This is a genomic window from Acinetobacter sp. YH12252, assembly GCF_013417365.1.
Classification (GTDB): Bacteria; Pseudomonadota; Gammaproteobacteria; order Pseudomonadales; family Moraxellaceae; genus Acinetobacter; species Acinetobacter towneri.
Map to the genome: position 1 here is coordinate 401797 of NZ_VPEA01000001.1, position 12329 is coordinate 414125.

8 protein-coding genes are annotated in these 12329 nt (G+C 40.4%); 4 read left to right on the forward strand and 4 right to left on the reverse strand.

Annotated features, from left to right (window positions below; all coding sequences use genetic code 11):
- Positions 1–115 precede the first annotated feature (115 nt).
- Positions 116–2776 (reverse strand): Lon protease family protein, encoded by a 2661-nt coding sequence (locus tag FTV28_RS01980; RefSeq protein ID WP_167538853.1) that lies wholly within the window; start codon positions 2774–2776, stop codon positions 116–118.
- Positions 2777–3003: 227 nt separating this feature from the next.
- Between FTV28_RS01980 and FTV28_RS01985 the strand changes: the two genes are divergently transcribed.
- The 4 genes from FTV28_RS01985 to rpmE all read left to right on the forward strand — a co-directional run bounded on the left by FTV28_RS01985 (position 3004) and on the right by rpmE (position 7222).
- A complete protein-coding gene (locus FTV28_RS01985; protein WP_179989317.1) occupies positions 3004–5202 on the forward strand; it encodes an MFS transporter in 2199 nt (732 codons plus the stop codon).
- A 1-nt stretch (position 5203) separates the two neighbouring features.
- On the forward strand, positions 5204–5605 hold the full coding sequence (gloA, locus tag FTV28_RS01990; RefSeq protein WP_004971627.1) for a lactoylglutathione lyase: 402 nt from the start codon (positions 5204–5206) through the stop codon (positions 5603–5605).
- 190 nt (positions 5606–5795) lie between these two features.
- Positions 5796–6794, forward strand: coding sequence for a bile acid:sodium symporter family protein (locus tag FTV28_RS01995; protein ID WP_179989318.1), 999 nt, complete (start codon positions 5796–5798; stop codon positions 6792–6794).
- A gap of 203 nt (positions 6795–6997) precedes the next feature.
- Positions 6998–7222: a 50S ribosomal protein L31 gene (gene rpmE, locus FTV28_RS02000; RefSeq protein ID WP_004971624.1), complete on the forward strand. Its 225-nt coding sequence runs from the start codon at positions 6998–7000 to the stop codon at positions 7220–7222.
- 86 nt (positions 7223–7308) lie between these two features.
- Here rpmE and FTV28_RS02005 read toward each other — a convergent pair whose 3' ends face one another.
- The 3 genes from FTV28_RS02005 to epmB are packed head-to-tail and all read right to left on the reverse strand — an operon-like array spanning position 7309 to position 12190.
- The gene (locus tag FTV28_RS02005) at positions 7309–9432 is read right to left on the reverse strand and encodes an EAL domain-containing protein (RefSeq protein ID WP_179989319.1); all 2124 of its coding nucleotides are present in this window, start codon (positions 9430–9432) and stop codon (positions 7309–7311) included.
- Positions 9414–11159 carry a GTPase gene (locus tag FTV28_RS02010; protein ID WP_096901069.1) on the reverse strand — a complete coding sequence of 582 codons (1746 nt, stop codon included), beginning with the start codon at positions 11157–11159 and terminating at the stop codon, positions 9414–9416. The genes FTV28_RS02005 and FTV28_RS02010 overlap by 19 nt, the downstream gene beginning before the upstream one ends.
- A gap of 14 nt (positions 11160–11173) precedes the next feature.
- The gene (epmB, locus tag FTV28_RS02015; protein ID WP_179989320.1) at positions 11174–12190 is read right to left on the reverse strand and encodes an EF-P beta-lysylation protein EpmB; all 1017 of its coding nucleotides are present in this window, start codon (positions 12188–12190) and stop codon (positions 11174–11176) included.
- Between the last annotated feature and the right edge of the window lie 139 nt (positions 12191–12329).

A 12329-nucleotide genomic window follows, 5' to 3' on the forward strand; every position in this document is an offset into this window, starting at 1 on the left:
ACTTGGGTCACACTAGACCAAAGTCATCCATACAAAAAAGTTGATATAAAAAAAGCGCCTTGGCGCTTTTTATATATCTGGAATTCACTTGAATAGCTGATTTGAATCACTGCACTTAGTTTACCGTAGTACTTTCAGTTGCAAGTTCAGCAGTTTCAGCCGACTCAGCAGTGACTTCATCAGAAGTTGCCGCATCAGATGGTTCAGCCGATTTCTGTTTTTTCTTGGCTTTTTGCGCTTTGTCCTTTTTCTCTGGGTCTTTTTTGTCCTTTTCTTTCTTGGACTTTTTCTTTTTCTTTGGCTCTTCTTCAATTTCAGCACCATCTTCAATGGCTTGCCAATACTCAAGTTGTTCCATCACTGCAGCGTAAATTGAACCTTTACTGTAACGTCCTTTTTTAGTGAGTTTACCCACAGGACGCGCCATTAAAATTTCTAAGGCTTGGTCAATGGTATCAATGGCGTGAATGTGGAACTGACCTTGTTCTACCGCTTCAATCACATCTTTACGCAACATAAGGTGCTGCATATTTTGACGTGGAATAATCACGCCTTGCTTGCCAGTTAAACCTTGCAGTTTGCAGGCATCAAAGAAACCTTCAATTTTTGCATTCACGCCACCAATTGGCTGTACTTGACCAAGTTGGTTCATGGAGCCTGTAATGGCCCAAGATTGGTCAATAGGTAGTTGGCTGATTGCAGAAATCAAAGCAGAAAGCTCTGCCACTGTTGCACTGTCACCATCAACCTGACCATAACTTTGCTCAAAGGCAAGGGCAGCAGAAAAATGTAAAATTTGCTCACGGCCAAAATGTGCTTTGAGGAAACTGGCCATCAACAACACGCCTTTGGCATGTAAAGAACCGCCAAGTTCAACACTGCGTTCAATATCTAAAATATCGCCGCCGCCTTGATAGACTGAGGCGGTTAAGCGCGAAGGTAAGCCAAACTCGACATCGGCATAGTGAATGACCGACAGGGCATTAATTTGCCCTAAACGATGTCCGCGAGTTTCTATTAACTGCGTACCGCGTGATAAATCTTGCCAGTACAGTTCTCTTAAATAGCCTAAGCGATATTTGCGATGATCCAGTGCGGTATTGATATGCTGTTCGGAAACCGTTTTATCGCCCGCCTGTGCCGCATGGTGATGCGATTCACGAATTAAATCCCCCAAGGTGAGGGCATGTAAGGAGAGTGAGCTTTGATCTTCAGCTTGACGGCTTGAGTCAGTAAGTAAAGCTGCCAAAGCAGAACGGTCAAATGGTAATAATTTGTCAGATTGCACATAGTCGGCAATCAGCTGCATATATGCCTGCTCGTTTTCGTCATTACGTTGTAATGTATCGGTAAAGTCGGCACGGATTTTAAACACGCTGCCAAGTTCGGGTTCTAGCTCTAAAATTTCATAATAAATTTCAGGCTCTGCCAGTAAAATCACTTTAATATTTAGTGGAATGGCTTGTGGTTCAATTGAAATGCTGCCTGTTAAAGTTAGCATGTGTTCCAAAGATGAAAGTTTCAATTGCCCCGATTTTAAAGCGCGTTTCAGTCCTTGCCATGCATAAGGCTGTTCCAGTAACTGCTCTGCTTCGAGCATCAAAAAGCCGCCATTGGCTTTATGTAAGCTACCTGCACGAATTAAGGTGAAGTCAGTGGTAATGGTGCCGTTTTGCGTGAGTTGTTCTACATGCCCCAATAAATTGTAATGGGTTGGAAAATCTTCAAAAATAACAGGTACACCGCTGTTGGGTTTGTGCGTCACAATAATATTGGCTTGGTAGCGCGCAGGAATACGGCTAAAGGTGCCAGGACGGAAATCATCTTCTTCCTGTTCTAAAACAAACTCGACATTATTAATAATATCTTCGGCATAGTATTGTAAATATTCAGTCAAACCTTCGACACTAGGATATTTATTTTGAATAATATCAATGCGTGGCATTACCACTTGTTTGGCAATATCACGGTTCAGGTCTTGTACTTTGTCACGTGCGTCATCTTCTAAATCGCCTAAATGCAAACCCAAACGCTCCAGTTTTTTATTCATATAACGAATATTGGACGCAATTTCTGCACGGGTTTTGCTGTCCAAGGCGTTAATATCTTCCTTAGACATTTCCTGCATTTTGTCATTTTTCAGATGCACGGGTACAAAGCAATGTTCATCTTCCTGCGCAATCAGTTTTAAATCGAGTTCTTCACCTTCACTGGTCAGCTCAATTAAGGCTTGTTGCTGTTCATCACCCGCTTGCTGACGAATCATTTCAATGCGGTTGTGATAGGTTTCTGCGGTAAAGCGACGTTCGAGTTGCTTTAAAATAGTTTGCCAAGTTTGATGTAACAAACTTTGAAATTTAGGCGCTTGACCTGCAGGCAGTTGCAAGGCAATCGGTTGGCGCGGGTGTTTGAAATTATTGACATAAACCCAGTCATTCGGTGTGGGCATGCTCTTGGCATGTTGCTGCAGCAAACGCTTGACCATGGTACGTTTGCCCAATCCCGCCGTACCCACTGCAAAAATATTGTAGCCAGAATATGGCAGGGAAATACCTGCTTCCACCGAAGCGCGTGCCCGATCTTGTCCTAAAAAATTATTCAGCGGTTTAATGCGTCGGGTCGAAGCGGGAATGTTATCGTAATTTGGAATATGGGTTAGTTGTGTTGCTTTGAGTCGTGTATTTTCTAAAGTCGTTTGTATTTCGCTTTGTTCAAAGGCAGAGCTGAGAAGCGGTTGTTGTTCATCTTGCGCTGCTGTTGTTGTGTTGGTTGTCATTGATGGGGTGATTTGATCAAGTCTTTGGGTCACTGTAGAAATCCAAAACGAAATATTGCAGTTAGAAGTTTAAAGGTATACAGGTTTAAGCGGAAAATTCAAGCTAAGCCGTAATTTTTACTACAAAATGACAAGGCTGTTGTGGATAATTTCATAAATACTGTTGAAACAGAAGCTATTCCGCGATTGAATAACAACAATTTGACTTGATAGAAAATAATAATCGAATGACCACACAACAGACTGGGCAAACTTCAGCACAAAATACAGGGTGGAAAGCTGCATTTACGGCATTTTTAGACCGTCGTGCGCTGATTATGCTGTTTTTGGGCTTCTCTGCAGGTATTCCAATTTTACTGATTTTTTCCAGTCTATCTTTGTGGTTGGGCGAAGCAGGCATTGACAAAAGTGCGGTCACTTTCTTTAGTTGGGCTGCCTTGGGTTATTCCTTTAAATTTGTCTGGGCACCATTAATTGATGAATTACCCGTACCCTATTTAACCAAAAAACTAGGGCGACGTCGGGCATGGCTGCTCATTGCTCAATGTTTAATAGTCTGTGCAATTGCAGTCATGGCATTTTCTGACCCAGCTTTGGGGCAGGCACATTTATATCAAATGGCATTGGGTGCAGTATTACTAGGCTTTTCTGCAGCCACGCAAGATATTGTGATTGATGCTTACCGTATCGAACTGGCTGAAACTCAAATGCAAACCGTGTTGGCATCGACCTATAACGCGGGCTATCGCATTGGGATGATTGTCGCAGGGGCAGGTGCTTTATTTTTGGCAGCCTCGTTAGGTACAGCCAAAGGCAACTATATTTATAGTGCATGGAAAATTACCTATTTGGCGATGGCTGCGGTGATGCTGATTGGCATTATCACGACTTTGGTGATTCGTGAGCCGCAAGTGAATCGGGTCAGCAAGCATTATCAACGACGCGACTATTTTCGTCTGGTTACGGTGTTTTTTGTTGCGGTATTCAGTTTTGTATTGTGCTACGTCTTTTCGGGTAATTTTACCGAAGCCTTAAAACAACAATTCCAACTCAAAGATGCATTTTTATTATTTTCTATAGAAGCTTTACGTTTTATTGCATCGGGTGCGGCTGCTGTAAGCATGGGCACAATTTTGGTCAAATTGGGCGCAGTCAATAAACAGATGGCATTTGAAACATGGGTGCATCCTGTTGCAGATTTCTTTAAACGCTACGGCATGAAACTGGCACTGGTGTTATTACTCTTGATTGGTTTTTATCGAGTTTCAGACATTATTGCAGGTGTAATTTCCAATGTGTTCTATCAGGATTTGAACTTTAGCAAAGAACAAATTGCCGAAGCGGTTAAGGTTTATGGGGTCATTTTCAGTTTAGTGGGTGGCTTCTTGGGCGGTTTACTGGCACAGCGTATGAACATTATGAAATTAATGTTTGTTGGCGCGGTGTTGGCATCATCCACCAATCTTATTTTTATTGGTCTGGTGAAGTCAGGACAGCAACTGAGCGATGTGCAAGTTTCTGTGGGGCAGCAACAATATCAAACCCAGGCCGATGAAGTTGGATATTGGAAAGTGGCTGTGCCTAGTCAGGTTTTAGCAACACAGGATGAAATTCAGGTACGTGCGCAATACCAAACGGGCGATACGCCGTCACGTTTAGTGTCGATGCCGTATTTGCACCAAACTGAGATTGAAACTGCACAACTCCAGTTTTTACCACTGACTTCGGATAATCGTATTAGCGAAAATGAAGCCAGCAACAGTATTGTCGTACGTGGGCAATATGCAGGGCCTGCCTTAACCGAACAGCAAAAAATTGTACTGCAGCTAGATGGTCAAAATTTTGATGCAAAACTAGATGCACAAGGAATGTTTACGGCAGCGATTGCAGGGCAGCTTTTGGCAGACTCACCAAGTAAACAACTGCAAGCCGTATTATTGAATAGACAGCAAACAGTACAACAACACAGCCAAACCTATCAGGTCGATTTAAACACACATGAAGCCAATGCTTTGGATGTAGATATACAACCTTTGCCGATCGTTCAATCATCTTCAAACAATATGGTTGAAATTCAGGGCAAGGTGATTAAGCCATATAGCACAGCATGGTTATATTTTGCGATTATTGTCGATAACTTGGCTTCAGGTTTAGCGGGCGCGGCTTTTATCGCATTTTTATCCAGTTTAACCAGTGTGTCATTTACTGCTGTGCAATATGCAATTTTTAGCTCACTCATGACCTTGACTCCTAAGATTTTAGGTGGTTATTCAGGTACTATAGTGACCAATATTGGTTATCCAAACTTTTTCCTCATGACCACATTAATTGGAATCCCTATTTTAATTTTAGTGGTGTGGGTGGCGAAATTGTTACGTGACCATCAACACATACAAGCAAAACCGATTGAACAAAAGGATGAATGACATGCGCATGCTGCATACCATGTTACGTGTAGGTAATTTAGAGCAATCATTAAAATTTTATACAGAAGTTTTAGGCATGACTTTGCTGCGTAAGCGTGATTATGAAGAAGGTCGTTTTACCCTTGCTTTTGTAGGCTATGGCGATGAAGAAAATCACACCGTTTTGGAGTTGACGCATAACTGGGATACAGACAGTTATGACTTGGGCAATGGCTATGGTCATATCGCAATTGCGGTAGACGATGCCTACAAAGCATGTGAAGAAATTAAGGCGCGTGGCGGCAATGTGGTACGTGAAGCAGGGCCAATGAAAGGTGGTGTAACTGTCATTGCTTTTGTTGAAGACCCAGATGGTTATAAAGTTGAATTGATTCAGCAAGATCAGAACGCACGTAATAACTAAGTCTTCATCAGTGAAGCAGTAAAAACCAAACCTTTATGGCGCAATAAACTGAATGTTGTTCAGTATTCATTTTGAAAATATTGAGCATCGCCTGAAAATGCTCGCTTTTTGAATATTGCTCAGTAATATACCTTTATCGAAAGGTAAAAATTGCTGGGCTTTTTTGCAACAGTAAAAGAATATACAGGATGTGTTTATGTTGAAGTTATTGGCATTGGATCGCTTTACCATTCTTTTGTTTGTGATGGTCATCCTCGCCAGTGTCGTGCCTGTGTCAGGGCAAGCAGCCGAAGTTTTTAGTGTGATTACGACAGTTGCCATTGCAATCTTATTCTTTTTGCATGGGGCGAAATTATCACGTGAAGCTGTCATTCAGGGCATGATGCATTGGAAATTGCATGCGTTGGTATTTACTTTTACCTTTGCGTTATTCCCAATTTTAGGTTTGCTGGCAAAGCCAATTCTAGTGCCAATGCTCGGGCAGGAGCTGTATTGGGGCTTTTTGTTCATGTGCTTTTTGCCTTCAACCGTGCAATCTTCAATTGCCTTTACGTCAGTGGCAAAAGGCAATGTTGCCAGCGCAGTCTGCAGTGCGTCATTCTCTAATTTAATTGGGATGTTTATTACCCCAGTTTTAGTAGGCATCTTTATTTTAGGGCAGTCTGAACACGGTTTTGACCCGACAAATTCGATTATTCAAATTACTTTATTGTTATTGGTGCCATTTATTTTGGGGCAGTTATTACGTCCTTATGTTTTTCCTCAGATGTTGAAATTACCAAAGCTGGTCAAGGTATTTGATCAGGGTTCGATTTTGATGGTGGTTTATGGTGCATTTAGTGGGGCAGTGGTAGCAGGATTGTGGCATCAAGTTAGTGGTATGACTTTATTGCTGTTGATTATTGCTTGTTCCGTGTTATTGACCCTTGTGATGTGGTTGGCGTGGGTTATGCCGCAATGGTTGGGTTTTGCACGTGAAGACCAAATTGCCGCATTTTTTTGTAGCTCCAAAAAAACCTTAGCCAGTGGTGTACCGATGGCGCAAATTTTATTTATTGGGCAGCCGTTGGGGATGATTGTTTTACCGATCATGATTTTCCATCAAATTCAGTTGATGGTGTGCGGTGTGATAGCCAATTATCTCGAAAAGCAGCCCGATTCGACTGAACCTCAGGAATTAAATTCCTAAGAATAATTAGCTTTAAAATATTTTATTCCGTATAATATTGCCCAACTTGTTGTGCTTAGCTCTGACGGTATCCGTCTCGGTGGGCCAAAAGAATGGTCTGTTGTGGTGTTGGTCTGCTTTTAAAGCATGTCCTCATTTTTTTAATGAGAGTGACCAATTGCGATGACAGCTTAAGCCTTCTTAAATCTTAGGAGTAATCGACGATGCGCGCCGATATTCACCCAAAATATGAAAAATTAGTTGCAACTTGTTCTTGCGGTAACGTAATCGAAACTCGTTCAGCAGTTGGTAAAGAAACTCTTTATCTTGACGTATGTTCTGCATGCCACCCGTTCTACACTGGTAAGCAAAAGAACGTTGACACTGGCGGTCGTATCGACAAGTTCAAACAACGTTTTGCTGGTATGTCACGTTCTATCAAACGTTAATATCCAGTACGAAAAAAACGGGCAATTGCCCGTTTTTTTGTGCCTTAAATTTTAGGGTCTACAAATAGACCCTAATGCACAAGACCTTATTGGTCTTGCACATCAATTAAATGATCGAGTTTTTTCTGGAAATAATCACCCTGAATAAAGCGCGCATCGACATTCCACGCATTCGCAAACAGGTTCATATCATTTAAGTCACGCAATAACACTTCTACAGGTTTAATTTCACTATAAATGCTCAATTGTTCCTGTAATTCTTGCGTCGAGTCATCAGCAGCCAGTTTTTCAGTCAGTGCACTGTGCAAGGTCAAGTAGTGAATATCGACTTGTTTCAAGATAGATTCACTATAAATCGAATGACCAAAATCACGCAGAGAAATTTCAGCGCCGTGCTGACGTAATAAACTGATTTGTTTCTGCGCATCACCTAAGTTTTGGCTGATGTCTTCTTCAGAGAATTGTAAAATTAATGGATGGCTGAGGCGGCTACCAATAATCGTTATCAGTTTAGACACAAACTCAGGGAAGCTGCGGTCTTGTAATAAAACAAATTTGTTTAAATTGATAATCAGCTTTGCTTCAGGATATTGGGTAATGAAGTTGTGCAATTGTTTACAGGCTTCGACCAAAATCCAACGATCCAGTTTAATGGATAATTCTGGGTCTTCAGCCAAATCTATTAAGCCTGTCAGTGATTTCCATTCACTATTGAAAATAAAGCCACTAGTTACTTCATAGGTATATAAATTGGTGTCTTGCTTATCATAAAGTTGTTGATACTTCAGATGAATTTCACCACGATCAAGACTTTGACGTATCGCTGCAATAATCGCAGATTCACTATACGATTGTGGTACAGCTGCAGCAGATTCAATTACATTTAAGTTAGATTCACCAAAGGACAAGTCTAAGGTTAAACCTGAGTTATGTTGTTCTTGCTGTTGTGGTAATGCGTTGGCAAAACCTTGGCTAATCAGTTGCTCAAAACTGCTTTCATTTTGAATGTCTGGAGTGAATGGCACATAACCAATACGCAAATTAAGTGGGTAAGTATGTTGATCTACCGTAAGTAATTGCGGTTTCGTGAGTGAATTTAAGCCAATCAGTTTCGATTCTAAAATTGCAGGCGATTCTGCTTGGAACAAACCAACCACTAAACCATTACTCACATTAAATAATGGTACATTGGTCTGTTCTTTTAAAAAATTTTGAATGTTGGTAAAGTAATTTTTTGTGGTTTGCCAATCGGCTTGGAAAATTGATTCAGGACAGTTCGCCAAAGAAAACACCACCAAAGCATTGGCATTAGATGGCTGTTTGGCTAAAGTGCGATTTACCAATTGGTATGTGCTTGGTTTTGCCGCTGCTTTGTCTGCTGTCGTTTGAGCAGGGACAGTATTTTGCGCCGTATTTTCAATATCTATGGTGATTTGTATGGCGTCGTCAGCTGCTCCAACAAATTCAATTTTGAGCGGGTTTTGTTTTGCCAGAAGCGGGTTTTGGCTATGAATATCAAAACGGCCGTGTTCAAATTGTCCTTGACTGACTTTCTTAAAGCGGAATTTAAAATCTGTAATATCTTGCGGTTGCAATAAATCCAATAATGGCAAGCCAATAAGGTCATCTTCACTTTTTAAACCAAATAGCTGTAAATATTCAGCATTGGCTTGTGCATGAATTCCTTCCTGAATAATGGCTACTGCTTTGCTACTGTCTTCGACCAACGCCTGAGCTTGTGATTGTGCATTTTCCAGTTCAGTCATAAGTTGTTCTTGTGACTGCTGTAAGCGACTAAAAGACAGTGCGCGAATTAAGCCAAAATAGAAGCGTTCGGGGTAATCTAAATTGATAATGTCATAGATGCCTTTGCGCACATAACTGGTGTATTGCGTGGCATCGTAATCGTCTGGTTTGAGCAAAAGTAGCGGTAAATTTGGTTGCTGTGATGCACGAATTAAAGTGAGTGCCTGATCGACTTTTAGGTCATAAGCACGACCAAAGATCACCAAATCCCAAGTTAAATGTAATTGTTTTTCAAAGTTTTTAATGTCATCTAATAGATAAGCCTGAACACGGTGCTCATTTGCAGTGAGTTGTTCACAAATTTGATTAAAACGTATTTGGTTGTCATCGATTATGAGTAAACGTGTTTCGGTACGTTTGAGCTTTTTAGACAATAATGGATTTCTCACTTTAATGCTTCCCATAAATCGTGATTTTTAACTTCATTCACTTGTTTCTGAATAAAACCATCAAGTAAAGGCTGTTGTTGGTCATTCAACAACTCAAAATCAAAGCGCATAAAGCTTTGGGTAATCAATAACGGCTTAATTAAGAACACTTTTAGTTCTTCTTCACCTAAACGTAGCTGTACGGTTTGTTTGTCACGTAATAATTGCAGACTTGGCAAAATCAATGAGGTATTGACTTCATTGACCTGCGTACTTTGTACCAATAATGCTGGATGATAATGTCCTGTATGCCGATCTGTTTTAACAAAAACAGCACAAGGGTAAATATCTTGGGTTAAAATTTCCAAGCCAAGTTCTAAGCTTTTTTCAGCAGATTGTTTAATCCAGCGAATGACACCACCACGCCACGGACTTTGGCTATTTTCCTGAACCAGAATAAATTCACCTGTTTTAAGGTTTTTCGGTGTTTCACCCGTCCATTTAATACGATAGCCATTGACACTAATATCTAAAACATCGGCATTGTAAATTTGTTTGGCTTCACGGTCTAAGGTTTTAACAGCGCTAATATCTACCGTAGAGTTGGTATGCATGGCATTGATAAACTGGCTTTCATTCTGGAATTGGTAGTTATCGCCCAAAGCCAGCGTTTCATTGAAGTTTTTGCCATTAGACAGATAAAAATGTGCCACAGTCAAACCAAAGCAAATTTTAATCCGTGCCGAATATTCATAACGCTCATGCACACGTTCTGCTGTATTGGTCAAAATATTGTGCAAATGGAAATGCAAAGCAGGGGTTAAGAATAGCTTTTCATTGCGTGATAAATGTTCACCTTTACGACCTTGAGCTTCATTTAAATGATCGAGTAGGGGTTGAGTTGCAATAAAAATATTGGCATGAAAACCTTGGCTTTGGTGCGTATTGTAAATAGGTGGATGATCTTTGCTTGCATCGACCACATAACGTGAAAGCGTCGTTTCTTTGGGTAAAACTTGAATCAGTTTTGCCCAATCAAAGCTGCAGAGATATAAGCCTTGAATTTCTGCAGGTCGAATTTGATGGGTATTGAAAATTTCCAATAAAATCAGCTGTGCATAGGCTTGAGCAATATTAATCAGTTGATGTTGTGTGCCTTGTAACTGATTAATATTATTTAAATAATAATGTTGTTGAATGGCTGTATCTAAAAGTTGGTGTGCAATTAACCACTGATTTGGCAAGGCGTGGCTATAAAGCATGTGTTGTTGATAGCGCAGTAGAGCTAATTGTTGTAAAGCATAATAGCTAGATAGAACTCGTGCAGTTTGTAAGTTCTTTTTTAAATTAAAGGCAAATAAAGAAAATTTTTGTTGGGTGAGTTGTTGGTGGCTACGTCGGGAAATATTAATATAGACTTTGGCGAAATGACTGCGTAATAACAGCGCGAGTTCAATAATATGATCGTTGCGGTCATTACTAATCAAAGCCTGGTTGAAAAAATGCTTTTCCAGACTGGTAAGCACATTTTCAAGTGTCGGATGAATAGCTTGAATTAAGTCAAAACGTAATGTTTCCTGACATTTCAGTTCTGAAATTTCTAAAAGTGCATTAAATAGAGCTTGGGAAGAATCACCCAATTGTAAAATGGATAAATCCGCTGCCCATGCCTGAATGCTTTTAACCGTATTTTGACAAAAACTCAATTGCTCCAGCTTTAGTTCGCTGGGAACTAGAAAAAGATCTGAAGTATTCATATTCATGATTGTTATTTAACTCAATAAGTTGAAACCCCAAAAAGCGGTGTCTTGTTTTTTTCGCCCGCAATTTCCCTAACGAGTTTAGGAACTAAATAGCCGGGTAAGTTCGCTAAAAGCTCTTTATAGATGTGATCAATGTCTTGCGGCATTAAATCAAAATGATGCGCTCCTTTTACTTTATCTAACACGTGTAAATAGTAAGGCATCACCCCCGCATCAAAAAGACGATAGCTTAAATCGACCAAGACCTGAGCAGAATTATTGACCCCATTTAATAAGACTGCTTGATTCAGAACGGTGATATTTTGTTCGACTAACTTGGCAAGTTGCGAACAGGTAAAGTCATCTAATTCTGATGCGTGGTTCGAGTGTACCACTAGAATAATACGCAGCCTACTATTTTTTAGTAAGGAAATCAGCGATTCATCGACACGGTTGGGAATAACAATCGGAACTCGTGAATGAATTCTCAAAAATTTTATTTGTGGAATAGACGCTAAACGCTCAATCCAGATATTTAATTTACGATTTGACAAAGTGAGCGGGTCGCCACCACTTAAAATCACTTCATTAATATCGGGCTGACTTTCAATGTAATTACGGATATTGTCCCAGTCTTCAGTTTTTGGCAGATTTTCCTGATAAGGAAAGTGCCTGCGGAAACAATAACGACAATGTACTGCGCAAGCACCAGTCAAGGTCAGCAAAAAGCGTGATTTATATTTGTGTAAGACTCCAGGTTGTTGATTGGCTTGTTCCTCACCCAAAGGGTCGGTCACAAATCCAGGATGATCTTCCAGTTCTAAATGATGCGGCAGAACCTGTAACAGTAAAGGATCGAGTGGATTGCCTTTTTGCATTTTGGCCACAAATGCACGCGGGATACGCAATTTAAACCGATTGGATGCCAGTAAAGCACCTGACAGCAACTGCTGTTCAGACAGCTCTAAAATATTTAACAATTCGCGTGGGTCGGTGATCAAGTCACTGAGTTGAGATTGCCAGTTTTGTTCTTGGTACAGGTAGTTGATCATGCCAGAAAAGATTTAAATATGAGGTGAAAGGAACCAAGTACACATCTATTTAGCGTAGATGAATTCTTTGTTCATTGAGCGTGAATGCCGCGAATGATTAATCGCTTTGAATCAGAATCATTACAAAACAGCTGATTTT

Excerpts from the sequence above, each read along its gene's own strand:
- FTV28_RS01980 (WP_167538853.1), bottom strand. The coding sequence starts at position 2,776 with ATGACAACCAACACAACAACAGCAGCGCAAGATGAACAACAACCGCTT.
- FTV28_RS01985 (WP_179989317.1), top strand. The coding sequence starts at position 3,004 with ATGACCACACAACAGACTGGGCAAACTTCAGCACAAAATACAGGGTGG.
- gloA (WP_004971627.1), top strand. The coding sequence starts at position 5,204 with ATGCGCATGCTGCATACCATGTTACGTGTAGGTAATTTAGAGCAATCA.
- rpmE (WP_004971624.1), top strand. The coding sequence starts at position 6,998 with ATGCGCGCCGATATTCACCCAAAATATGAAAAATTAGTTGCAACTTGT.
- FTV28_RS02005 (WP_179989319.1), bottom strand. The coding sequence starts at position 9,432 with ATGGGAAGCATTAAAGTGAGAAATCCATTATTGTCTAAAAAGCTCAAA.
- FTV28_RS02010 (WP_096901069.1), bottom strand. The coding sequence starts at position 11,159 with ATGAATATGAATACTTCAGATCTTTTTCTAGTTCCCAGCGAACTAAAG.
- epmB (WP_179989320.1), bottom strand. The coding sequence starts at position 12,190 with ATGATCAACTACCTGTACCAAGAACAAAACTGGCAATCTCAACTCAGT.